Below are 24,658 nucleotides of genomic sequence, written 5' to 3'. Positions count from 1 at the left end.
GCGACCTCCGCGGCGGTTGCGCCGCGGCCCCGGATTGGTCTGAATCTGCGTCAAACAACATTTTGCGAATGCCAAAAAAAAGCCCTAAAGATTGAATTGCGACTGCCGTAATCCTTGCAACGGAGAAATTCGAAGACGCAAGAAATCGAATTCTTCCCGTTACAACGATGGGCGGCCCAGCTGCCCGGTTTGAAGAAGCCTTTCTCTCTTGGGAGCCTAAACATGGCTGCAGTTATCAACACCAACTACTTGTCGCTGGTTGCTCAGAACAACCTGAACAAGTCGCAATCCGCCCTGGGTACCGCCATCGAGCGTCTGTCGTCCGGCCTGCGCATCAACAGCGCCAAGGATGACGCCGCCGGTATGGCCATTGCCAACCGCTTCACCGCGAACGTCAAGGGCCTGACCCAAGCCGCCCGTAACGCCAACGACGGCATCTCGCTGGCCCAGACGACGGAAGGCGCCGCCTCCGAAATCAACACCCACCTGCAGCGCGTTCGCGAACTGTCGGTGCAAGCCGGTAACGGCAGCTACTCGCAAGAGCAGCTGAACTCGATGCAAGACGAAATCAACCAACGTCTGTCGGACATCGACCGCATCTCGCAACAAACCGACTTCAACGGCGTGAAGGTCCTGTCCTCCAACGCCAAGCCCCTGACGCTGCAAGTCGGCGCCAACGACGGCGAAACCATCACCCTGAACCTGACCGAAATCAGCGTCAAGACCCTGGGTCTGGACGGCTTCAACGTCAACGGCTCGGGCGTGACCCAGAACCGCACGGCCACCGTGTCCGACCTGCAAGCTGCCGGCGGCACCTCTGTTGGCAACGACTGGACCGTGACCACGAACCACGCCAGCGCCACCGCTGACCAAGTGTTCGGCAAGCTCGAAGGCGGCAACAAGGTCACCGTGGGCACCGGCGCCGGCGCCACCGTCTACACCTACGACGCCAGCAACAAGAACTTCACGTTCACCGACAAGTCGGCGTCGAACGCCGCTGCCGTGACCGCCCTGGCCAACTCGCTGCGTCCGGCCACCGGCACCACGACCGCCACCTACACCCACAGCAACGGCTCCGCTTCGACCTCGTTCGAAGTCGACGCCACGGGCAAGGTCACCGTCGGCGGTCAAGCCGCCTACCTGGATGCCGCCGGCAACCTGACCACCAACAGCGCCAGCGCCACCGCTGCCACGCTCGACTCCGTGATGACGGCTGCTTCGAACAACACCGGCGCCGCCGGTTCGTCGTCGGTCGCCATCGGTGGCAAGACGTACTCCAACACGGGCACCGCCAACCAACTGACGTTCACCAACACCATCGCCTCCGATGCGCTGCTGGCCAACGTCAAGGCCGCCGCCAACTCGTCGATCCAACTGGGCCAGGGCATCACCAGCGCCACGGTTACGCTGGTCAACGGCACCTCGACCGACACGTACGTCGACGACAAGGGCTCGTTCACGACCACCAAGACCTTCGACACCGTGTACACGGTTGACCCCAACACGGGCAAGGCCACGGTCAAGAGCGGCACGGGCACGGGCGACTACGCTCCCCAAGTGGGCGCCACCGCCTACGTCAGCGCCTCGGGCAAGCTGACCACGGACACCACCAGCAAGGGTACGCTGACGACCGATCCGCTGAAGACGCTGGACGCCGCCTTCACCAAGCTGGACAAGCTGACCGGTGAACTGGGTGCCGTGCAGAACCGTCTGGAATCGACCATCGCCAACCTGAACAACGTGGTCAACAACCTGTCCAACGCCCGTTCGCGTATCCAGGACGCCGACTACGCCACGGAAGTGTCGAACATGTCGAAGGCCCAGATCCTGCAACAGGCTGGCACCTCGGTTCTGGCGCAAGCCAACCAAGTGCCGCAAACCGTGCTGTCGCTGCTGCGTTAATTCGCGGCTCGCAGCCCGGACGGGCGGGGAAGCCCTGGTTTCCCCGCCTGGCCAGCCGGCCACGGCCCTTCGCACCGTGGCCTGCCATCCAAAACCCGCCTCCTGGCGGGTTTTTTCATTCCCGCCGGCTTCGCGCGGTTTCATCCAAACTGGCGGCGAATTGGCATGCTGATTCGCTGAATGAGCCGGTGCCCGCCTCCCTAGAATTACCGCAATCATTCCCCGGGGCCCGCCCCTCCTTCGCACGCCACATGTCTTATCCGGCCCACACCCAACGACAGACCGCCGCTGATCCCGGCCCCCTCGCCCCCAGCCATTCCCCCGAACGGCTGCGCGCCACCGCCCACCTGTATGGGGTCGAGACAGTCCCTCTGGACAGCGCCCGGGTGCTGGCCATCGGCTGTGGCGACGGCGCCGGGCTGCTGCCCTTCGCGCTCGCCCACCCGCAGGCGCAGGCGGTCGGTCTCGACGGGTCCGAGGCCCTGGTGGCACAAGGCACCGAGACCGCCCGGCGGCTGGGCGCGGCCAACCTCACGCTGTATGTGGGCGAGGCGGCCGACATCGGCACCCAGCTGGGCCTGTTCGACTACGTCATCGTCACCGGCCTGTACAGCTACTTGCCCGCGCCCGCCCAGCAGGCGTTGCTGCAGGCTTGCGGGCAATTGCTGAGCCCGCGCGGCATCCTGTATCTGGATTGCCATGTCTATCCCGGCGCCAAATCGCTGGAAGTGGTGCGCGATGCCATCCTGCTGCACGGTCACGCCGCCCAGAACGGCGACGAATTGCGCCAGAGCGCCCGGGCGGCGCTGTCCCTGTTCAAGGACGGCATGGCGGCGGCCAATCCGCATGCCGCGTCCCTGGCGGCCGCGGCGGATCAGTTCGCCCGGGCCCTAGACAACGCCAGCGGCGCCGATCCGCTGGCCTGCAATCCCAGCTATTTCGTGGAATTGGCCGGCGCGGCCGGCCAGGCCGGCCTGGCCTACCTGGGCGACGTGCAGCCCCTGAGTGAATTGCCGCTCTCGTTCGGCCAAGGCGTTTCCCTGAACCATAGCCTGGTGGCAATGGGACAACCCGCCACCGTGCGCCAGCAGTATCTCGATTTCGCCACGGGTCGCGCGTTCCGCCAATGCCTTTGGCTGCGGGAGGAACGGGCGGGTGAAGTCCAGCGCCCGGACCTGGCCCGGCTGCATGACCTGCGCTTCGCCGCCGGGCCGATCCGGCTGGCCGCCAATGGCCAGGAAGAGGGAGCGACCTATGTGAACCACCTTGGCCGCGCCCTGGTCACGCACGACCCCGACACGGTGACCGTGGTGGATACGCTGGCGCATGCCTGGCCCCGCTCGCTCCCCTACAGCACCCTGCTGGCCGTCCTGCTCTATCGCAACCAGATCGACAATGACGCGGCCGCCAAGATCCTGCAACGCACGCTGCAAACCTTGCTCGAGCATGATCTGGTGCACTATTGCCTCGACCCCGGCCCCTACGAAACCGAGGGCGACGACAGCTTGCGCCTGCTGCCCTTCCTGAGCACCGCGGCGGCGGACGACGAACCCGCGCTACCGCGCTTCAACCTGTGGCACGAAACCGTCAATTACGTGCCGCCTGCGCAGCAGGCGGCCATCCTGGCCAACCTGGCGGCGGGCCGCCTGCCCAGCGCCGCGGCCGGCGATGCCCCGCCGCCCCTGCCCGCGGACGTGGCGGAAACCCTCTCGCTGGTCAAGCGCTATGCGCTGGCCCAGGGTAGCGCCAAGGCCTGGGCCGACCTGCTGCGCCGCACGCTCGAGGCAGCCGGAGAGGACTACATGCCGCTGGCCGGCATGTATGCCAGCGCGCTGGCCTGCCTGAGCCTGAATTCGCGTGTGCTGCAGGCCAGCGGACACCAGTCCGTCCCGCCTGCCGGCCTCACGGCTCAGGTCAAGCGCATGCACGAACTGATGATGCGCAAGGCCTACCTCGAGGCCGAGCCGGTCGCTCGGCAGCTGACCAAGCTGGCGCCGCGTTTCTGGGACGCCTGGGAAGCGCTGAGCATCGCCCTGTTCAGCACCTTTCGCAGCCCCCAGGCGCTGCAGCCCACGCTCACCATGATGAATCTGGCGCCGGCCGATGCCCAGAGCCACATCGTGCTCGCCGCCGTCCTGACCCAGCTCGGACGCACCGCCGAGGCGATCGGCGTGGCCCGCCGCGCGATCGAGCTGGACCCGCGCAGCCCCGAAACCCATTCCGCCCTGGCCGATGCGCTGGCCGCCGAGCGCCGCTACAAGGAAGCCGAAGCCTGCAACCTGACGGCGCTGACGCTCGATCCGACCCACCGCAAGGCGCTCATCAACCTGAGCAAGATCTACATCGACTCGGGCGAGGTGACTCAGGCCGAGGCAATGACCCGCAGGACCCTGGCCCACTACCCGACCGCTGCGGTGGCGCGCAACAACCTGCTGTTCGCCATGAACTATTCGGACGACCGCACGGCCGAAGAAGTGTTCCAGGCCTATCGCGATTACGACACCGACCTCTGCCTGCCGCTGCGTTCGACCTGGAAGCCGCACAACAACAACCGTGATCCGCAGCGCAGGCTCAGGATCGGCTACGTGTCGCCCGACTTCCGCCAGCACTCCGGCAATTACTTCATCGAGCCGGTGTTCGCGCACCATGATCGCGAGCGCTTCGAACTGACCGCCTACGCGGAACTGGTCGCCGAAGACGCCACCACGCCGAGGCTGAAGGCCTACTTCGACCACTGGGTCCCCACGGCGTCGATGAGCGATGCGCAGCTGGCCGAACGCATCCGCGCCGACGGCATCGACATCCTGATCGACGTCGCCGGCCACACCGCGGGCAACCGGCTGGGCGCGTTCGCGCGCAAACCCGCGCCGGTATCGCTGACGTGGCTGGGCTTTGGCTACACCACCGGGCTGTCGGCCATCGACTACATCATGACCGACGACGTGATGCTGCCGGCGGGCTATGAGCACCTGTTCTCGGAAAAGCCCTGGCGCCTGGCACAAAGCAATTTCATCTACCGGCCGGGCACCACCATGGGCGACCCCGGCCCGCTGCCGGCGCTGACCAACGGCTACGTGACGCTGGGAACGCTGACCCGCGCCATCCGCATGAACGACCGCACCGTCAAGGTGTGGTCCGAGATCCTCCGGCGCCTGCCGCAGGCGCATCTGGTGGTAAACAGCACCAGCTACCGCGACGGGCCCATGCGCGAACAGCTGATCCGCCGCTTCGAGGCGCACGGCATCGAACGCCAGCGGCTCGAAGTCGGTTGCACCAGCCCCCCCTGGGACGTGCTGCGCGGCATGGACATCGGGTTGGACTGCTTCCCGCACAATTCCGGCGTGACGCTGGTCGAAACGCTGTACATGGGCGTGCCTTATGTAACGCTGGCCGATCGTCCCAGCGTCGGCCGTATTGGCGCTTCCGTTCTGCACGGCATCGGTCGTCCCGAATGGGTGGCCGATGACGAAGACGCCTACATCCGCAAGGTGGTGGAACTGGCCAGCGATCTCCCCGCCCTGCAGGCAGTACGCAACACGCTGCGCGATGAAATGCGCGCCAGCCCCTTGATGGACGAACCCGCGTTCGCCCGCAAGTTCGAAGCCGCCCTGCGCGGCATGTTCACGAATTGGTGCGAGAACCAAGCATGAAAGCAATCATCCTGGCCGGTGGCCTGGGCACCCGTATTTCCGAAGAAACGCATACCCGGCCCAAGCCGATGATCGAAATCGGCGGCCGGCCCATCCTGTGGCACATCATGAAGACCTACTCCGCCCATGGCGTGAACGACTTCGTGATCTGCTGCGGGTACAAGGGCTACATGATCAAGGAGTACTTCGCCAACTACTTCCTGCACATGTCCGACGTCACCTTCGACATGGCCGACAACCGCATGGAAGTCCATCAGCGCAAGGCCGAGCCGTGGCGCGTGACGCTGGTGGATACCGGCGAGAACACCATGACCGGGGGCCGTCTCAAGCGCGTGGCCGATTACGTCAAGGAAGAGGAAGCGTTCTGCTTCACGTACGGCGACGGGGTGGCCGATATCGACATCAGCGCGCTGATCGCGTTCCACCGCCGCCATGGCGGCAAGGCCACGGTCACCGCGGTGCAGCCGCCCGGCCGTTATGGCGCGCTGCGCCGAGAAGGCGACCGCGTCACCGGTTTCACCGAGAAACCGCGCGGCGACGGCGGACTGATCAACGGCGGCTTTTTCGTGCTGTCGCCCAGCGTGCTGCCCCTGATCGCCGGAGACGACACCAGCTGGGAAGCCGAACCGCTCGAAACCCTCAGCCGCGAAGGGCACCTGCACGCCTACGAACACCTGGGTTTCTGGCAGCCGATGGACACGCTGCGAGAAAAGAACCTGCTCGAATCGCTGTGGAACGCGGGACAGGCGCCCTGGAAGGTCTGGTGAAGCCGATCGCGCTATTTGATCAGCAGGCCCTGCCCGGTGGGTAATTCCAATACCCGATAGCCGCGTCGCACAAACCACGGGTCCTCTGCCTCTTTCTGGGCGCGATACGCCAGCCAGCCATAGTCATCCAGGATCAGCACCGCCCCCGGCACCATGCGATCGAACAGTGTTTCCAGCGCGCCGATTTCCGCATCCGCGTTGTTCAGGTCGAGATGCATGAAGGCGATCTTGGCGGGCGCGACATCCTGCAGCACCTGCGGCACCTGGCCTTGTGTGACGGTGACGTTGGGCAGATCGGAGAACCGCTGCCTGACCTGGAGATACAGCTCCTTGCCGTGCTCCGGCATGGCGTGATGCGGCTGGGAGGGATCGTGATCGAACAGGTCATACAGATAGTAGTGGCGGTCCGGGTGGGATGAAAACTCGACCGCATCGCAAACGATCCGCGCCGTCGTGCCCTTGTAACAAGCACACTCGACGAAATCGCCCTCCAGGCGCAGGCCCTGGCGCACGCCCCAAAGGACCACCGAAATCCGCCACAGCACGGCCTGCTCGATCTCGGTGCCCGCGTGGTCGCCGAACGCCTTCATCAGGGCCGGGTCGTCCAGAAAGCCCAGATTGCGATGATAGGTAAAGAGATTGTCGCCCGCGTAGGCGCCTGCGATGCCCTCGATTGCATCGAGGGCGGTCTGGAGCCCTTCGTAGAACATTGTGGGGTTCTGCAGTCCGAAAAACACCGTTTTCAGATGATTCTTGCTCATTTTCGATGGCTTCCCGACGGATATGAAACGCGATCACGCCATCATCCGCGAGGCGAGAGGCCGCGGGCCGGCGTTTCCGCCCACGGATATCTCAAAAAGCGCCACGTCCCGCGACACTCCGACCTTGCCCGAAAACTAGGGGTCGATCTCCGGACTGATCCCCCTATTGCGATGCAGGCAAGTCTTTAGAATCCTCCGTGTCACGGACATTACCCCCTCCCGAAACGCCTCCCGCCCCGAACGCCGCCGATCCCATTTGGAACTCATGACCGGGTCCTTCCTGCCATCCCCCGCCTTCTGGCGCCACAAGCGCGTTCTGTTGACCGGCCACACGGGCTTCAAGGGCGGCTGGCTGGCGCTATGGCTGCACCGGCTGGGCGCTCATGTCACGGGCATCGCGTTGCCGGCGGACACGACGCCGGCCCTCCACCAGGCGGCCCGCATCGACGAGCTGGTCGAAGGCCGCCATTGCGATATCCGTGACGCAGCGGCATTGCGCCAGCTCGTCCTGGCGGCGCGGCCTGAAATCGTGCTGCACCTGGCCGCGCAGGCCCTGGTGCGCCCCAGCTACGCCGAGCCGGTCGCCACCTTCGCCACCAACATCATGGGCACCGCGCACCTGCTCGATGCCCTGCGGTCGGCGCCGGACACCCGGGTGGCGGTCATGGTCACGACCGACAAGGTCTATCGCAACAATGAATGGCCTTATCCGTACCGCGAAAACGACGCGCTCGGCGGGCACGACCCCTACAGCGCCAGCAAGGCGGCCAGTGAACTGGTCATTGCCTCGTATCGCGACGCGTTCCTGAAAGAACAAGGCCTGGCGGTCGCCAGCGCCCGCGCCGGCAATGTGATCGGCGGCGGCGACTGGTCGGTCGACCGCCTGTTGCCTGACGCCGTACGCGCCTGGCGCGACGAAGGCGAACTGCAGGTGCGGCGGCCGCAATCGGTGCGGCCATGGCAGCACGTGCTGGAACCGCTGGCCGGCTACCTGGCGCTGGCGCAGGCGCTATGGCACGACCCCGCCCTGGCGGATGCCTACAACTTCGGACCGGATGCCGCCGAGGCGGCGCCGGTGCGCACGGTGATCGACCTGGCGCAGGCGGCCTATGGCCGTGGCCGCGTCGCCTACGCCGCGCAGCCCGAAGGGCCGCACGAGGCTGGCCTGCTGATGCTGGACACCGCCAAGACGCGCGCGGTGCTCGGCGCGACGCCGCGCTGGCCATTGGCCATGGCGGTCGCCCGCAGCATGGATTGGTACCGCCGTTTCGATGCGGGCGAGGATGCGCGGACGCTGTGCCATGCCGATATCGACCGCTACTCGGAACCGCAATGAGCCTTGAGATCCACGACACCCCTCTGGCCGGGCTGAAACGGGTGCAACGGCGCCCGCGCGGTGACGCGCGCGGATTCCTGGCGCGCCTGTTCGACGCCGAGGCCCTGCGCGCCGCGGGTTGGGAAGGCGCCATCGCCCAGGTCAACCACACCCATACCGCCACACGCGGCACGGTGCGCGGCATGCACTACCAATTGCCTCCCCATGCCGAGATGAAGCTGGTCAGTTGCATCCGCGGCGAAGTCTGGGATGTCGCGGTGGATCTGCGTCGCGGCTCGCCCACTTTCCTGCGTTGGCACGCCGAGCGGCTGTCCGCCGACAACGGCTGCGCCCTGCTGATCCCGCAGGGCTTCGCGCATGGCTTCCAGACCCTGTGCGACGACGTGCAAATGCTGTATTGCCATTCCGCCGCCTACGCCCCGCAGGCCGAGGCAGGCCTGCATTTCCAGGATGCCCGCCTGGGCATTGCCTGGCCCTTGCCCCCTACCCTGGTATCCGAGCGCGACCTGCAGCATCCGCGCCTGGACGCCGCTTTCCCCGGAGTCGCGCCGTGAAGTGCCGCCACTGCCAGGCCGACCTGCGCCTGCCGTTCCTCGACCTGGGCCATGCCCCGCCGTCCAATGCCTATCTGACCGCCGACGCGCTGCGCGGGCCCGAGACCTGGTTTCCGCTGCGCCTGCTGGTCTGCGAATCGTGCTGGCTGGTCCAGACCGAAGACCACGCGGGCCGCGAAGCGCTGTTCACCGACGATTACGCCTACTTCAGCTCGTTCTCTTCGTCATGGCTGGCGCATTCGCGCCGCTACGTCGACGCCATGGTTGCCCGCTTCGGGCTCGGCCCCCAGAGCATGGTGTGCGAGATCGCCGCCAATGACGGCTATCTGCTGCAATACGTCAAGGCCGCCGGCATTCCCTGCTATGGCGTGGAACCCACCGCCAGCACGGCCCAGGCCGCGCGCGAGCGCGGCATCGACATCGTGCAACGCTTCTTCGGCGTGGCGCTGGGCGACGAACTGGCCAGCACCGGCCGCGCCGCCGACCTGATCGCCGCCAACAATGTGCTGGCGCACGTGCCGGACATCAATGATTTCGTCTCCGGTTTCGCAGCGCTGCTCAAGCCGCAGGGCGTGGCCACTTTCGAATTTCCGCACCTGCTGCGCATGGTGCGCGAAAACCAGTTCGACACCGCCTACCACGAACACTATTCCTATCTGTCGCTGACCGCCGTCTCGCGCATCTTCCAGGCCAATGGCCTGCGCGTTTTCGATGTCGAGCCCCTGCCCACGCACGGCGGCAGCCTGCGCGTGTATGCGCAGCGGCTCGATACCGGCAATCACGAGGCCACGGCGGCGGTGACGCGCACGCTCGACGAAGAGCGGCAGGCCGGCATGACCGGCGCGGCGTTCTATTCCCGTTTCCAGGAACAGGCCGAGCGCATCAAGAACGACCTGCTGGCGCTGCTGCTGGAGTTGCGCCGCAATGGCAAGCGCGTGGCCGCGTACGGCGCGGCAGCCAAGGGCAATACCCTGCTGAACTTCGCTGGCGTGCGGCCCGACCTGCTGCCCTATGTGGTGGACCTGAATCCGGCCAAACAGGGCAAGCACCTGCCGGGCAGCCACATTCCCATCGTCGCCGAAGACGTGCTGCGCCAGGACCGGCCCGAGTACATCGTGGTGCTGCCCTGGAACCTGAAGGCCGAAGTGTCGCAGCAACTGGCCTATGCCCGCGAGGGCTGGCATGCCAAGCTGGTCACCGCGGTGCCGGCCCTGGCGATCGACGGCGGCCAGGACGCATGAACACCCCAACGGTCACGGTCCTCGGGGCGACGGGCTTCATCGGCCGCCAACTGCTGGCGCGCCTGCGCGCCGACGGCGCGGACTGCGCCGGGCCGGCGCGCGACGAGCCCGGCTTGTTCGACCGCCCGCTGGGCCACGTGATCTACGCCATCGGCCTGACCTCGGACTTCCGCAGCCGGCCGCTCGATACCGTGGAGGCGCATGTCTGCCTGTTGCGGCGCCTGATCGCCGCCGGCAATTTCGACAGCCTGACCTACCTGTCCAGCACCCGGGTTTACGCCGGCTCGCACGACACCCGAGAGCAGGCGGCGCTGACGGTCAATCCGAACGCGCCTGGCGACCTCTACAACCTGTCCAAGCTGATGGGCGAGTCGCTGTGTCTGCATGGCGGACATCCGCTGGCGCGGGTGGCCCGCCTGTCCAACGTCGTGGGGCTGCGCGATTCCGCCGACAGCTTCATCGATCAGCTGCTGGAGGAAGGCGCCAGCAGCGGCCGCATTGCCCTGAAAACCACGCTGTCCTCCCGCAAGGACTACCTGTATATCGACGACGCCGTCGCCCAGATCCTGGCGCTGGCCCGATCTGACGCCACCGGCATCTTCAACCTGGCCCAGGGCCATGGCGTCGAGAACCGCGCCATCGCCGAATGCCTGCGCTCGGAACTTGGCTACGTCGTCACCGAAGCCGCCGACGCTCAGCAATGGGCCTTTGCCGATATCGATACGCAGCGCTTCCAGACCCGTTTTGGCCTCACGCCACGCGCATTCTCCGATTATTTCCCGCATTTTCTGGCGCAGTTCCGCCAACGCAAAGGAATCTGAATGTCCTACCTTGAAACCACGCCCGACGCGCATCCCGAATACCGCCAGGAAAAAGCCGCCCGTATCGGCGCATTCGCGACCGACCAGGAATTCCGCGAGCTGTCGATCGCCTGGCGCCAGATGGCGCTGGAACGCAAGTACATGAACAACTTCTCGTGGGCCGGTCGGCCGCTGATCCAGCTGCCCATGGACGCCATGGCCATGCAGGAACTGATCTGGGCGGTCAAGCCTGACCTGATCATCGAGACCGGCATCGCCCATGGCGGTTCGCTGATGCTGTCGGCCTCGATGCTGCAACTGCTGGGCGCCGGCGAGGTGGTGGGCGTGGACATCGAGATCCGCGAACACAACCGCCGCGCCATCGAGGCCCATCCGCTGGCCAGCCGCATCCACCTGATCGAGGGTTCCAGCATCGACCCGGCCACCATCGCCCAGGTACGCGCGCACGCCCAGGGTAAGAAGAACATCATGGTGTGCCTGGACTCGAACCACACGCACGACCACGTGCTGGCCGAGCTGAACGCCTATGCCGACCTGGTCAGCGTGGGCAGCTACTGCGTGGTGTTCGACACCTTCGTCGAAGACATGCCGGCCGACTACGAGTGGCCGGGCCGCCACTGGGGCAAGGGCAACAACCCCAAGACCGCAGTCTGGGAATGGATCAAGAGCCATCCGGAATTCGAGATCGACCGCTCGGTCGAAGACCGCTTGCTGGTGACCTCGGCGCCCGACGGCTTCCTGCGCCGCAAGGCCTGACCACGCCAAGGGCCGCACCATGATCGAGATCGCCCCGAGCGCCCGCGTCTCGTCGCTGGCCGACATCGAGGATTCCACCCGCGGCACCCGGATCGTGATCGGCCCGGGCGCCGTGGTGGACGCCTTCGTCAAGATCAAGCCTGCCGGCGGCGCGGGCGACGTCATCATCGGCCCTGATTGCGTCATCAATTCCGGCTGCGTGCTCTATACCGGCAACGGCATCCGCATGGGCGCGCGCGTGGCGGTCGCCGCCAATTGCACCTTCGCGCCCGCCAACCACGAGTTCCGCCGGCGCGACCTGCCGATCCGGCAACAGGGGTTCCGCCCCAGCAAGGGCGGCATCCTCATCGAAGACGACGTCTGGATCGGCGCCAACTGCGTGCTGCTGGACGGCGCCATTCTGCGCGAAGGCTGCGTCATCGCCGCTGGCAGCATCGTGCGCGGCGAAATCGCCGCCTTCTCGATCCAGGGCGGCAACCCCATGAAAGTGCTGGGCTGGCGCGAAGAGACCGGCGGCTGAGCCGCGCCGACGCCAGGCAATCCCTCCGTACAAACTGAAACAGAAAAGCGAACGGACTTATATGCGCGAAAGATTCGAAGCCGACGGCTATCTGGTCCTGAAGAACTTCTGGAAGCACGGCGAACTCGACGAGCTGGAAGACCAGTTGGGCGAGCTGGGGCGGCGCATCGTCGGGCCGCAATTCGATGTGCACGATTTCAGCCGCTATACGCTGGACGCGGCCACGCAGTCGCTGCTGTATGACCGCCTCAAATACCTGCCCGCGCTGTCGCGCCTGTCGGGCAGCGCGGCCGTGGACCGGCTGTGCCGCGAACTGGGCCTGGCCCACCCCGGCCTGATGGGCTGCTGCAACATGCGCCTGGACAAGCCGGCCGATGCCCGCCACCTGTTCGCCTGGCATCAGGACACGCTTTACCTGCTGGGCTCCGAAAACGCGGTGACGCTCTGGATACCGTTCCAGGACGTCAGCCTGGCGTCCGGCACGATCCAGGTCATTCCCGGCAGCCACAAGCGCGGCCTATATCCCTTCAAGCGCATCAGCGACAAGGTGATCGCGCCTTACGTGCCATTCCTGCAGCGCGACCTGAGCCTGGACTATGACGTGACGGAACCCCCCGAAACCGTCACCGCCGCTCGCGGCGACGTGGTCATCTTCAAGCAATTGCTGCTCCACCGCAGCACGCCCAATCTGGGCGACCAGATCCGCTGGACCACGCAACTGCGCATCACGGACCTGGCCGACGCCGAATACCGCCGCCAGCGCTACCCCACCGGCGACCGCAGCAACATCTTCTATGTCGACTACCCCGGGCACAATGCCCAACGCCGTCGCGAACAGGAATCCGAGAGAACCGCAACATGAACGACACCACCGATCCCTCCCGCTTCCGCCAGGATGGCCGCAGCACCACCCGCGAAGTGGGCTACCGTGCGGAACTGGGCGCGTTCTTCGATGCGGCCGGCGGCAGCACCGTCGAAAAGCTCGAGAACTTCGCCAGTTTCGTGCCGCGCCAGAGCCTGGCGCGCTTCCTGTGCCTGACGGAACTGTTCAAAATGGCCTTGCACGTGCAGGGCGACATCATGGAATGCGGCGTCAACTGGGGCGGCGGCCTGATGACCTTCGCCCAGTTGAGCGCCACGCTCGAGCCGGTCAACCTGCAACGCCGCATCGTCGGCTTCGACACCTTTTCCGGGTTCACCGGCATTGCCGACGAGGATCGCCATGCCGTCGTGCAGACCACCGAGCGCCGCGAGCACGGCTACCAGGCCGACAGCTACGCCGATCTGCAGCGCGCCATTGCGCTGTTCGATGCCAACCGCTTCATCGGCCACATCCAGAAGGTCGAGCTGGTCAAGGGCGATGTCGCCCACAGCGTGCCGGAATACCTGGCGCGCGAACCGCAGACCGTGGTGTCGCTGCTGCACCTGGACCTGGATCTGTACGCGCCCACCAAGATCTGCCTGGAGCATTTCCTGCCGCGCATGCCCAAGGGCGGCGTCATCGTCTTCGACGAACTGAACAACCGGACCTGGCCGGGTGAAACCCTGGCCGTGATGGAGAAGCTGGGCCTGAATCGGTTGAGAATCCAGCGTTTCACCTACGAACCGCACATCAGCTATGCCATCCTGGAGTAACCAAGCCGCCCGAGTCACGGCATGATTGAGCGGAAGCCGGCATTTTTGCCGGCTTATTCCTTTTTTGCCCGCTCTGGCAGGCGGTCATAATTGCGTTCGTACAATTTTGTATCTATATTTTTCGCAACATGACCACCACGCCTCCCGATCCACTCGCTACGCGGCATGACGGCACCCCGGATCCAGACGACCAGGCGCCGGTGGATGCGCAGACCCAGCGCCTGCGCGACGAAAACCGTGCCCTGCGCGAGTTGCTGGCCGCGCAGGTCCAGGCCTCCTTGCCGCGCCCCGGCCCGCTCAAGCGCCTGGCCTGGTGGCTGATCAGCGCGCCCGGCGCCGCGCTGGTCGGCTGGCGCAGCCTGGTGAACCGCGAGGACGCCACGCCGATCACCGGCAAGCGGGTCGGTTACGCCACGCTGACCGTGCTCTACACGCTGGCGATCTATGGCGCATTGGTACTGCTGGTGGTGTCGTGGAGCACGCCGAATGCGGGCCATTCGGACGTCTCCGCCGCCGGCCCCGTGCGCGTGCCGCTGACCCCGCCGCCCGGCGCAAACCCCGGCCCCACGCCCGCGCCGGTGCAGGGCGATGCGGACGCCGCGCAGGCCACCGATCCGGCAGCCAATCCGCCCTCCGCCCCGGCCGACGCGCCGGCGAGGTCCGCGCCCTTGCCAGGATTGCCCGATGTGTCCGGCCCCGCCGAATCGGAGCCAGCCGCCAACCCGCCGCCCGCGGCGGCCGACAAGAACGCCGCCGCAAACGCCGACCCGGCCAACGATCCAGACACCGTCAGCGCCGCGCCGTCTGGCGACGCGGCCGCGACCGCCATGCCTGAGCCGACGCTGCGCATCACAGAAATCCCGGCTGAAAACCCGCACGCCTGGGTCGACAGTCTGAAAGCCGAACTGGCACGCTGCGCGACGCTGGGATTTTTCGAGCGCCCCAACTGCGCCTGGGCCGCCCGCAGGCAATACTGCGGCCCGAACCAGGGTTGGGGGGCGATCAAGGAATGTCCGTCACAACCTTGAAGCTGGGGCGGCAGGTGTCCGAGAATTTCGCCATGCCCCGGGAAACTGCGCGATAATCCCTCACAATCCTCTCGTTCCGGACACCGCTCCGGCATGTCTTGCCAAAGGACCCCGCCCCATGGATCTTTCCGTCAGCAACACCGTGAACACCGGCCTGGCCATGCGCGATGCGCAATTGATGCAGGAAGTCCAGGCCCGCGTCACCAAGAAGGCCATCAACGCCCAGGCCGACACCGTCGCCACCTTGATGCAATCGCTGCCGGTGGTGGCCATCGACGGCAAGATCGGCACCCGCATCAACACCCAGGCGTAGCGCGGCGCCACACGCGCGGCACCAGGCTCCGCCATGCGGCAGGCCGTCAGGCCTCCAGGTGCCTGCGCATCAATTCCTCGAACCATTCCAGGAACACCGCCAGCCGGCGCGAGCGCTGCCGCCGGTGCGGATACAACAATGCCACCGGCATGGGCGCGGCGCGTTGCGCCGGCATGACTTCCACCAGTTCACCCGCTTCCAGCAGATCCTGCACGTCGAAACGCGGAATCTGGATCAAGCCCAGGCCGGCCAGGCAACAGGCGATGTAGCTCTCGGCATTGTTCACCACCACCCGGCTGGGCACCGCGACAGACCGGCGGCCGTCGCCGGCAGCCACCTCCCAGGGCAGTTCGCGGCCCGTGGTCGGCGAGGCGTATCCCACCATCCAATGGCCTTTCGGCAACTCGTCCGGCGCATGAGGCAGGCCGTGCTCACGCAGATAGGCCGGACTGGCGCAATTGACCAGCGCAATACTGCCCAGCGGGCGCGACACCAGACTGCTGTCGTGCAAGGCGCCGACGCGCACCGCGCAGTCGACGCCTTCCTGGATCAGGTCGATGGCGCGGTCGCTCGACCCCAGCGCCAGTTGCAAGCGGGGATGGCGGCGCAGCAGGCCCGGCAATGCCGGAGCCACCAGGCGCCGGGCGATGCGGCTGGGAACATCCACGTTCAAGCGCCCCGCCACCTGGCGCTGGCTCTGCTGGAACAATTGGTCGATGTCCTCGACATCGGCCAGCAAGGGGCGCACCCGCTCGAGCAATTGCGCGCCATCGGCGGTCAGGCGCACCTGGCGCGTGGTCCGGTGCAGCAGCCGCGCGCCCAGTTGGGTTTCGAGCTGCTGCACCGCGGCGGACACGGAAGCGCGCGGCAATTCCAGCGCATTGGCGGCCTTGATGAAACTGCCCATCTCGGCCACTTGCGCGAAGACGCGGTACTGTTCGAATCTGTCCATGCTTGCTGGTTCCCGGTATCACCGGCGGTACCCTTCCGCCAGTGACAGCATAGCCGCTCGATCGGTACCTGCGCCTGGCGCGGGCCAGCGCGCGAGCGCCATGGCGGCCGACCGCGGCCCCCCCCCGGGGCGCCTACTTGGTGGTGTAGCCGCCGTTGATCAGGATAGTCTGGCCAGTGATCCACCAGCCGTCGCTGACCAGGTGGCGGATGAACGGCACCACATCCTCGATGTCGGTCAGGCCGGTCTTGGAGAACGGCGACAGCGCGGCGGCGGTCTTGTGGTACGCCACGGCGTCGGCGCCTTCGGCCGGATAGAAGAACGGCGTATCCATCGGGCCCGGCCCGACCGCCGTCACCGAGATGCCGCGCGCGCCGAATTCCTTGGCGGCCGCGCGGGTGTAGTGCTCGACCGGCGCCTTGGTGCCGGCATAGGCGGCGTAGAACGGCGTGAACGCGCCCAGCAGCGAGGTCACCAGGGTGCAGACCTTGCCGTTGTCATTGACGTGGCGGCCGGCCTCTTTCAGGAAGAAGAACGCCGTCTTGGCGTTGACCGCGCTCATCTCGTCGTACTCGGCTTCGCTGATCTCGGTCAGCGGCTTCTTGAGCACCTTGCCGACGGTGTTGATGGCGATGTCGGGCCGCCCCACCGCCGCCGCCGCGTCGGCGAACAGCTTCTCGACTGCGCCAGCGGTGGTCAAGTCGGCCTGCAGCGCCACCGCCTTGGCGCCGGCGGCCTCGATCGCGGCCACGGTGGCGTCGGCGTCAGCCTTGGACGCCGCGCTGTTGTAGTGGATGGCGATGGCCTTGGCGCCCTGCTGCGCCAGGTCGCGGGCGATCAGTCCGCCCAGGTTCTTGGCGCCGCCGGCGATGAGCACAACCTTGCCCTTGATGGAATGGTCTGCCATGGAAAGTCTCCCGCATGTGTGTCGATGGAGATTCGATTCTAGGCAGCGGCGTGGCCGGGATCAGCCGGGTGTAGCCGGATAGATTATCCAGAAAAACGCCCCAATGCCCACGGCTGTCGGGCGCCGGCCGCGCAAACGCCCTTGATGAACCGGCGGGATCGGATAGCTGCCGAAAGCGGGCCGCAATGAAAACAGCCCGAAGGCCGGGAGGCGCTTCGGGCTGCGATGCCTGCGTCCGGATGCGTGCATCCGGTCATCCAGGGCGATTACTTCTTCTTCATCGGCGGCAGGTCGGTGCAGACGCCCTCGGCCACCTCGGCCGCCATGCCCACCGATTCACCCAGGGTCGGGTGCGGGTGGATGGTCTTGGCGATGTCGATGACGTCCGCGCCCATTTCCACGGCCAGCGCCACTTCGCTGATCAGGTCGCCGGCATGGGTGCCGACGATGCCGCCGCCCAGGATGCGGTGCGACTCGGCGTCGAACAGCAGCTTGGTGAAGCCTTCGTCGCGGCCGTTGGCGATGGCGCGGCCGGAGGCGGCCCAGGGGAACACGCCCTTCTCGACCTTGATGCCCTGCTTCTTGGCTTCGTCTTCGGTCAGGCCGACCCACGCCACTTCCGGATCGGTGTAGGCCACCGACGGAATCACGCGGGCGTCGAAGAACGACTTCTGGCCAGCCGCGGCTTCGGCCGCCACGTGGCCTTCATGCACGGCCTTGTGCGCCAGCATCGGCTGGCCGACGATGTCGCCGATGGCGAAGATGTGCGGCACGTTGGTGCGCATCTGGCGATCGACCTCGATGAAACCGCGGTCGGTCACGGCCACGCCCGCCTTGTCGGCGCCGATCTTCTTGCCGTTGGGGCTGCGGCCCACGGCCTGCAGCACCAGGTCGTAGCGTTGCGGCTCCTTCGGCGCGCCCTCGCCCTCGAAGGTGACGTAGATGCCGTCCTTTTTGGCTTCGGCGCCGACCGTCTTGGTCTTGAGCATGATGTTGTCGAAGCGGCCGGCGTTCTTCTTCTGCCAGACCTTGACCAGGTCGCGGTCGGCGCCCTGCATCAGGCCGTCCAGCATTTCCACCACGTCCAGGCGCGCGCCCAGCGTGGAGTACACCGTGCCCATTTCCAGGCCGATGATGCCGCCGCCGATGATCAGCATTTTCTTGGGAATTTCACGCAGCAGCAAGGCGCCGGTGGAATCGACGATGCGCTCGTCCTGCGGCAGGAACGGCAGCTTCACCGACTGGCTGCCGGCGGCGATGATGGCCTGCTTGAAGCGGATGGTCTGCGACTTGCCGTCGGCGCCCTTGACTGCCAGGTGGTTGGCATCGGCGAATTCGCCCACGCCCGTCACCACGGTGACCTTGCGCGCGCGGGCCATGCCGGACAGGCCGCCGGTCAGCTTGGCGACCACGCTGTCCTTGTAGCCGCGCAGCTTGTCCAGGTCGATCTTGGGCTCGCCGAAGCTGATGCCGTGGGCGGCCAGCTCGCGGGCCTCGTCGATGATGGCGGCGTTGTGCAGCAGCGCCTTGGACGGGATGCAGCCCACGTTCAGGCAGACGCCGCCCAGCGTGGCGTAGCGTTCGACCAGCACCACGGACAGGCCGAGGTCGGCGGCGCGGAAGGCGGCCGAATAGCCGCCGGGGCCGGCGCCCAGCACCAGCATGTCGTATTCGGCATCGGCCGAGCCCTTGAAGGTCGCGGCGGCGGTGGCGGCCGCGGCCGGCTTGGCATCGGCCTTGGGGGCTTCGGCCTGCGGCGCGTCGGCCTTGGGCGCTTCCTTGGCGGCCGGGGTGCCGGCCGCTTCGACTTCCAGCACCACCGAGCCTTCGGCGACCTTGTCGCCGACCTTCACGCTGATCGACTTGACCACCCCGCCGGTGGAGGCGGGAATTTCCATCGAGGCCTTGTCGGACTCGACGGTAATCAGGCTCTGTTCGGCCTTGATCGTGTCGCCCACCGCCACCAGCACTTCAATGACTTCCACTTCCTTGAAGTCGCCGATGTCGGGAACCTTGATTTGCACGACGTTGCTCATGTCTCTTTACCCTCAGGCGTATTGCGGGTTGGCTTTGTTCGGGTTGATGCCGTACTTCTTGATGGCTTCGGCCACCTTGGCCACCGGCACCTTGCCTTCGTCGGCCAGCGCGCGCAGCGCGGCGACCACGACGAAGTGGCGGTCCACTTCGAAGTGCTCGCGCAGCTTGGCGCGGAAATCCGAACGGCCGAAACCGTCGGTGCCCAGCACCTTGTATTCGCGGCCCTTGGGCACGAACGGACGGATCTGGTCCGCAAACAGCTTCATGTAGTCGGTCGAGGCGATGATCGGGCCGTCCGTCTTGGCCAACTGCTCCGTGACGTAGGCGACCTGCGGCGTCTTCTCTTCGGGGTGCAGCATGTTGTGGCGCTCGACATCGAGGCCGTTGCGGCGCAGTTCGGTGAAGCTGGTGACGCTCCACAGGTCCGAGGCCACGCCCCAATCGGCTTCCAGCAGTTCCTGCGCCGCCATGACTTCGCGCAGGATCGTGCCCGAGCCCATCAGCTGCACGCGGTTCTTGCCCTTGCCGTGCGACTTGAGCTTGTACATGCCCTTGATGATGCCTTCCTCGTCGCCGGCGCTCAGGCCAGGCTGCGGGTAGTTCTCGTTCATCACCGTCAGGTAGTAGTAGACGTTTTCCTGGTCTTCCACCATGCGCTTGAGGCCATGCTGGATGATCACGGCCAGTTCGTGGCCGAAGGTCGGGTCGTACGAGACGCAGTTGGGGATGGTCGAGGCCAGGATGTGGCTGTGGCCGTCTTCGTGCTGCAGGCCTTCGCCATTGAGCGTGGTGCGCCCGGCGGTGCCGCCCAGCAGGAAACCGCGCGCCTGCATGTCGCCAGCCGCCCAGGCCAGGTCACCGATGCGCTGGAACCCGAACATCGAGTAGTAGATGAAGAACGGGATCATGATGCGATTGTTCGAGGAGTACGACGTGGCCGCCGCGATCCACGAGCTCATCGCGCCCGCCTCGTTGATGCCTTCCTGCAGGAGCTGGCCGTCGGCCGACTCCTTGTAGTACATGACCTGGTCCTTGTCGACCGGCACGTACTTCTGGCCTTCCGGCGCGTAGATGCCGATCTGGCGGAACAGGCCTTCCATGCCGAAGGTGCGCGATTCGTCGGCCAGGATCGGCACGACGCGCGGGCCCAGTTCCTTGTCGCGCAGCACCTGGTTCAGGATGCGCACGAAGGCCTGGGTAGTGGAGATCTCACGGCCTTCGGCGGTGGGTTCCAGCACGGCCTTGAAGGCGTCCAGGGCCGGGGCCTTGAGCTGCTCGTCGGCCTTGGCGCGGCGGCGCGGCAGGTAGCCGCCCAGCGCGGCGCGGCGCTCGTGCAGGTACTTCATTTCGGGCGAATCTTCCGCCGGCTTGAAGTACGGCAGGTCGGCCAGTTGGTCGTCCGGGATGGGGATGCCGAAGCGGTCGCGGAATTCGCGGATCGAGTCCAGCTCCAGCTTCTTCTGTTGGTGGGTCGGGTTCTTGGCCTGGCCCACGTGGCCCATGCCGTAGCCCTTGATGGTCTTGGCCAGGATCACGGTCGGCTGGCCTTCGTGCTTGGCGGCGGCGTCGAACGCAGCATAGACCTTGTGCGGATCGTGGCCGCCACGGTTCAGGCGCCAGATGTCCTCGTCGCTCATGCGCGACACGGCTTCCAGCAGTTTGGGATGCTTGCCGAAGAAATGCTCGCGCACGAACTTGCCGTCGTTGGCCTTGTACGCCTGGTACTCGCCGTCGACGGTTTCCTCCATGATCTTGCGCAGGATGCCTTCCTTGTCGTGCGCCAGCAGCGGATCCCAGTAGCCGCCCCAGATCAGCTTGATCACGTTCCAGCCGGAACCGCGGAAGTCGCCTTCCAGTTCCTGGATGATCTTGCCGTTGCCGCGCACCGGACCGTCCAGGCGCTGCAGGTTGCAGTTGATGACGAAGATCAGGTTGTCGAGCTTTTCACGCGCGGCCAGGGCGATGGCGCCAAGCGACTCGGGTTCATCCATTTCGCCGTCGCCGCAGAACACCCAGACTTTGCGCTTGCTGGTGTCGGCGATGCCGCGGGCGTGCAGGTACTTGAGGAAGCGGGCCTGGTAGATGGCCATCAGCGGGCCCAGGCCCATCGACACGGTGGGGAACTGCCAGAATTCCGGCATCAGCTTCGGATGCGGGTAAGAGGACAGGCCCTTGCCGTCCACTTCCTGGCGGAAATGGTTCAGCTGTTCTTCGGTCAGACGGCCTTCGAGGTAGGCGCGGCCGTACATGCCAGGCGAGGTGTGGCCCTGGAAGTAGACCAGGTCGCCGCCGTGGTCTTCGGTCTCGGCGTGCCAGAAGTGGTTCTGGCCGCAGCCGATCATGGTGGCCAGCGAGGCGAACGAGGCGATGTGGCCGCCCAGGTCGCCGCCATCCGGCGGGTTGTGCTTGTTGGCCTTGACCACCATGGCCATGGCGTTCCAGCGCACGTACGAGCGGATGCGCGATTCCAGTTCCAGGTTGCCCGGGTGCGCCGGCTCCAGGCCGGGCGGAATCGTGTTGACGTAGGCGGTATTGGGCGAGAACGGGATGTGGGCGCCGGAACGGCGGGCCTCATCGATCAGGCGTTCCAGCAGGTAGTGCGCGCGCTGCGGTCCTTCGCGATCAAGGACTGCCGCCAGGGCTTCGAGCCACTCCTGGGTTTCTAGGGTGTCTTCGTCGTTGGCAGCCTGTGCGGCGCCAGCCTGGGCGAAAGAGGACATCGTGTGTCTCCTGTTGGGGTTCGTTCGTGACCACACCCGCTTATTTGTATGCTCGCGGACACGCCATGGTAGTCGGGATCATCCGGGCTACCATGCCATGCATGGGTCGGGGTGTTGTGCTGGATGGCGGGGGTGGCCCCCTGTCAGCCGGCATTCTAAAAAGGAAGATTAACCGCTCGCAAGGAAAATTTCATGTTGCGGTACGGCATTTCATAAGATGAAATTATGAACAGAAGCTGAAAAGGATATCGCCCACTTTTTTAGCCGATCTCCCTGCCCGCGGGCTTGATTCCCGGCAATTCCGCGCCGACACGCACTAAAATGCCCGGTCTATCCGACCCGAATTCCATGTCCAGCGCGCCCAAGTCCAATATACCCACGCCGTTCCATGACCACGCCCGCACGCGACGACGCGGGGTGTACTGGGTCACGCCCGCGATGGTGCTGATCCTCTATATCTGTGTGATGGCGGTGTTCTTCTGGTTGCAGCGCATCCATGACGACAGCGTCATGTTCGTGACCATCGACCAGGAAATGCGGCAGCAGCGCCTGATCTGGGTGGTGCTGGCGCTGTCGTGCGTGATCGTCATCAGCCTGCTGATGCTGTGGCGCTATACCCGTTTCCGCTCGGCCGCCGAGGCCGCGCTGATCGCCGAGACCGGATTTCGCCGCGCCATGGAGAACTCCATGTCCACCGGCATGCGCGTGCTGGATATGGAAGGCCGCATCGCCTACGTCAATCCGGCCTTCTGCCGCATGATCGGCTGGAACGAGGCCGACCTGATCGGCCGCAGCCCGCCCTTCCCCTATTGGGTGCCGGGCCGCCATGAACAGCACCAGCACACCCTGGACGTGCTGATGTCCGGCAAGACGCCCAGCAGCGGCCTGGAAGTCGAGGCCCAGCGCCGCGACGGCTCGCGCTTCACGGCGCGCATGTACGTGTCGCCGCTGCTGGACCCGAACGGCAACCAGATCGGCTGGATGACGTCGATGACCGACATCACCGAGCCCAAGCGCATCCGCGAGGCCCTGACCGCCGCGCACGAGCGCTTCATGACAGTGCTGGAAGGCCTGGACGACGCCATTTCGGTCACCGCCGACACCCACGACGGCCTGGAACTGCTGTTCGCCAACCGCACCTACCGGCGCGTGTTCGGCGCCCAGACCGGCGGCCACGACGAACTGCTGGCCGGCCGCCGCGGCCGCTTCACCGACGAATCGGTGGAAGTGTTCGCGCCCTCGGTGCAGCGCTGGTTCGAAGTGCACCACCGCATGCTGGCCTGGACCGACGGCCGCCGCGTGCGCATGCAGGTGGCGCGCGACATCACCGAGCGCCGCACCCATGAAGAAGCCTCGCGCGTGCAGCAGGAGAAGATCCAGCTCACCAGCCGCCTGACCACCATGGGCGAGATGGCCTCGTCGCTGGCGCACGAACTGAACCAGCCGCTGACCGCCATCGCCAACTACAGCATGGGCGCGGTGGCCCTGGTCAAGGCCGGCCACACCAGCCCCAACATGCTGCTGCCGGCCCTGGAAAAGGCCGCCTCGCAGGCCGAGCGCGCCGGCAAGATCATCAGCCGCATCCGCGAATTCGTGAAGCGCAGCGAGCCGCGCCGCCAGCGCGTGGCGATCGGCCGCATCGTCGACAACGCCATCGGTTTTGCCGAGATCGACGCCCGCAAGCGCCGCATCCGCATCGACAGCTTCGTGCCGTCGAACGCGCCGGACGTGCTGGCCGACCCGATCCTGATCGAGCAGGTGCTGCTGAACCTGCTCAAGAACGGTCTGGAAGCCATGGAAAACAGCGAGTCCGACGAGCTGAAGGTGGCCGTGATCCTGCACGAGCAGCACATCGAGGTCGCGGTGGTCGACCGCGGCCACGGCCTGGCCGAGCCCGAACGCCTGTTCGAACCCTTCTTCAGCACCAAGACCCAGGGCCTGGGCATGGGCCTGAATATCTGCCGTACCATTATCGAATCGCACCACGGCCGCCTGTGGGCGGACCCGAACCCCGCCGGCGGTACTATTTTCCGCTTTACCCTGCCCTGCGCTGCGTCTCAGACGCAGGCTCAGAATGATCAGTCCGAGGAGTTGCACGCATGAACACGCCCCACCTGTCGAGCACGGTATTCATTGTTGACGACGACGAAGCGGTCCGCGATTCGCTGCGCTGGCTGCTTGAGGCCAACGGCTACCGCGTCCGCGCCTACGCCAGCGGCGAATCGTTCCTGGAAGATTACGACCCCGGCCAGGTCGGCGTGCTGATCGCCGACGTGCGCATGCCCGGCATGAGCGGCCTGGAACTGCAGGAACAGCTGATCGCCCGCAACGCCCCCCTGCCCATCGTCTTCATCACCGGCCACGGCGACGTGCCGATGGCCGTGTCGACCATGAAGAAGGGCGCGGTGGACTTCCTGGAAAAGCCGTTCAACGAATCCGATCTGCGCGAAATCGTGGCGCGCATGCTGGAGCAGGCCACGCAACGCGTGAGCAAGCACCAGGCCCAGAAAGACCACGAAGCCATGCTGGCGCGCCTGACCGCGCGCGAGCAGCAGGTGCTCGAGCGCATCGTCGCCGGCCGCTTGAACAAGCAGATCGCCGACGACCTGGGCATCAGCATCAAGACCGTCGAGGCGCACCGCGCCAACATCATGGAAAAACTAGAAGTGACTACCGTTGCCGATCTGATGAAAGTGGCCTTGGCCAAACCGGAGGCGCATGCATGAGCCGCCGGGCCGTTCCCAAGGCGAATACCGTA

The 24,658-nt window shown here is 66.0% G+C and carries 20 protein-coding genes; 15 read left to right on the top strand and 5 right to left on the bottom strand.

Annotated features, from left to right (window positions below):
- Window positions 1-222: 222 nt before the first annotated feature.
- From HV701_RS19205 to rfbF, 3 genes are all read left to right on the top strand, one after another.
- On the top strand, window positions 223-1,902 hold the full coding sequence (locus HV701_RS19205) for a flagellin N-terminal helical domain-containing protein (protein WP_175134610.1): 1,680 nt from the start codon (window positions 223-225) through the stop codon (window positions 1,900-1,902).
- A 251-nt stretch (window positions 1,903-2,153) separates the two neighbouring features.
- Window positions 2,154-5,552, top strand: a complete 3,399-nt coding sequence (locus HV701_RS19200; protein WP_175134609.1) for an O-linked N-acetylglucosamine transferase family protein — start codon at window positions 2,154-2,156, stop codon at window positions 5,550-5,552.
- Complete coding sequence (rfbF, locus tag HV701_RS19195; RefSeq protein ID WP_175134608.1) at window positions 5,549-6,319, top strand: glucose-1-phosphate cytidylyltransferase; 771 nt, start codon at window positions 5,549-5,551, stop codon at window positions 6,317-6,319. The genes HV701_RS19200 and rfbF overlap by 4 nt, the downstream gene beginning before the upstream one ends.
- 11 nt (window positions 6,320-6,330) lie before the next feature.
- On the opposite strand, the gene HV701_RS19190 is transcribed toward rfbF, so the two are convergent.
- Window positions 6,331-7,080, bottom strand: a complete 750-nt coding sequence (locus HV701_RS19190; RefSeq protein ID WP_175134607.1) for a class I SAM-dependent methyltransferase — start codon at window positions 7,078-7,080, stop codon at window positions 6,331-6,333.
- 265 nt (window positions 7,081-7,345) lie between these two features.
- On the opposite strand from HV701_RS19190, the gene rfbG reads away from it, so the two are divergent.
- The 10 genes from rfbG to HV701_RS19140 all read left to right on the top strand — a co-directional run bounded on the left by rfbG (window position 7,346) and on the right by HV701_RS19140 (window position 15,284).
- Complete coding sequence (rfbG, locus tag HV701_RS19185) at window positions 7,346-8,416, top strand: CDP-glucose 4,6-dehydratase (protein WP_175134606.1); 1,071 nt, start codon at window positions 7,346-7,348, stop codon at window positions 8,414-8,416.
- Window positions 8,413-8,970 (top strand): dTDP-4-dehydrorhamnose 3,5-epimerase, encoded by a 558-nt coding sequence (gene rfbC, locus HV701_RS19180; RefSeq protein ID WP_175134605.1) that lies wholly within the window; start codon window positions 8,413-8,415, stop codon window positions 8,968-8,970. Before rfbG ends, rfbC begins: the two co-directional genes overlap by 4 nt.
- The gene (locus tag HV701_RS19175) at window positions 8,967-10,211 is read left to right on the top strand and encodes a class I SAM-dependent methyltransferase (RefSeq protein WP_175134604.1); all 1,245 of its coding nucleotides are present in this window, start codon (window positions 8,967-8,969) and stop codon (window positions 10,209-10,211) included. Before rfbC ends, HV701_RS19175 begins: the two co-directional genes overlap by 4 nt.
- Window positions 10,208-11,032, top strand: a complete 825-nt coding sequence (locus HV701_RS19170; RefSeq protein WP_175134603.1) for an NAD-dependent epimerase/dehydratase family protein — start codon at window positions 10,208-10,210, stop codon at window positions 11,030-11,032. Before HV701_RS19175 ends, HV701_RS19170 begins: the two co-directional genes overlap by 4 nt.
- The gene (locus tag HV701_RS19165) at window positions 11,033-11,788 is read left to right on the top strand and encodes a cephalosporin hydroxylase family protein (protein WP_175134602.1); all 756 of its coding nucleotides are present in this window, start codon (window positions 11,033-11,035) and stop codon (window positions 11,786-11,788) included. It begins immediately after the preceding gene.
- A gap of 19 nt (window positions 11,789-11,807) precedes the next feature.
- Window positions 11,808-12,308, top strand: a complete 501-nt coding sequence (locus HV701_RS19160) for an acyltransferase (protein WP_175134601.1) — start codon at window positions 11,808-11,810, stop codon at window positions 12,306-12,308.
- A 61-nt stretch (window positions 12,309-12,369) separates the two neighbouring features.
- A complete protein-coding gene (locus HV701_RS19155; protein ID WP_175134600.1) occupies window positions 12,370-13,170 on the top strand; it encodes a phytanoyl-CoA dioxygenase family protein in 801 nt (266 codons plus the stop codon).
- Complete coding sequence (locus HV701_RS19150) at window positions 13,167-13,943, top strand: TylF/MycF/NovP-related O-methyltransferase (RefSeq protein ID WP_175134599.1); 777 nt, start codon at window positions 13,167-13,169, stop codon at window positions 13,941-13,943. Before HV701_RS19155 ends, HV701_RS19150 begins: the two co-directional genes overlap by 4 nt.
- A 128-nt stretch (window positions 13,944-14,071) precedes the next feature.
- The gene (locus tag HV701_RS19145; protein WP_175134598.1) at window positions 14,072-14,971 is read left to right on the top strand and encodes a hypothetical protein; all 900 of its coding nucleotides are present in this window, start codon (window positions 14,072-14,074) and stop codon (window positions 14,969-14,971) included.
- A 118-nt stretch (window positions 14,972-15,089) separates the two neighbouring features.
- The gene (locus HV701_RS19140; protein WP_006387491.1) at window positions 15,090-15,284 is read left to right on the top strand and encodes a putative motility protein; all 195 of its coding nucleotides are present in this window, start codon (window positions 15,090-15,092) and stop codon (window positions 15,282-15,284) included.
- 46 nt (window positions 15,285-15,330) lie between these two features.
- On the opposite strand, the gene HV701_RS19135 is transcribed toward HV701_RS19140, so the two are convergent.
- The 4 genes from HV701_RS19135 to aceE form a co-directional block, all read right to left on the bottom strand.
- A complete protein-coding gene (locus tag HV701_RS19135) occupies window positions 15,331-16,236 on the bottom strand; it encodes a LysR family transcriptional regulator (RefSeq protein WP_175134597.1) in 906 nt (301 codons plus the stop codon).
- 133 nt (window positions 16,237-16,369) lie between these two features.
- The gene (locus HV701_RS19130) at window positions 16,370-17,143 is read right to left on the bottom strand and encodes an SDR family oxidoreductase (protein WP_175134596.1); all 774 of its coding nucleotides are present in this window, start codon (window positions 17,141-17,143) and stop codon (window positions 16,370-16,372) included.
- A gap of 266 nt (window positions 17,144-17,409) precedes the next feature.
- On the bottom strand, window positions 17,410-19,179 hold the full coding sequence (gene lpdA, locus HV701_RS19125; RefSeq protein WP_175134595.1) for a dihydrolipoyl dehydrogenase: 1,770 nt from the start codon (window positions 19,177-19,179) through the stop codon (window positions 17,410-17,412).
- A gap of 12 nt (window positions 19,180-19,191) precedes the next feature.
- Window positions 19,192-21,900, bottom strand: a complete 2,709-nt coding sequence (gene aceE, locus HV701_RS19120) for a pyruvate dehydrogenase (acetyl-transferring), homodimeric type (RefSeq protein ID WP_175134594.1) — start codon at window positions 21,898-21,900, stop codon at window positions 19,192-19,194.
- A gap of 348 nt (window positions 21,901-22,248) precedes the next feature.
- On the opposite strand from aceE, the gene HV701_RS19115 reads away from it, so the two are divergent.
- Complete coding sequence (locus HV701_RS19115; RefSeq protein ID WP_175134593.1) at window positions 22,249-24,003, top strand: PAS domain-containing sensor histidine kinase; 1,755 nt, start codon at window positions 22,249-22,251, stop codon at window positions 24,001-24,003.
- Window positions 24,000-24,626: a response regulator transcription factor gene (locus tag HV701_RS19110; protein WP_175134592.1), complete on the top strand. Its 627-nt coding sequence runs from the start codon at window positions 24,000-24,002 to the stop codon at window positions 24,624-24,626. Before HV701_RS19115 ends, HV701_RS19110 begins: the two co-directional genes overlap by 4 nt.
- Window positions 24,627-24,658: the final 32 nt, after the last annotated feature.

Origin of the sequence: Achromobacter pulmonis (assembly GCF_902859765.1) — a bacterium.
In the GTDB taxonomy this organism is placed as follows: domain Bacteria; phylum Pseudomonadota; class Gammaproteobacteria; order Burkholderiales; family Burkholderiaceae_B; genus Achromobacter; species Achromobacter pulmonis.
The sequence above is the reverse complement of the archived record's forward strand: the minus strand, read 5'-3'. Positions and strand labels throughout refer to the sequence as shown.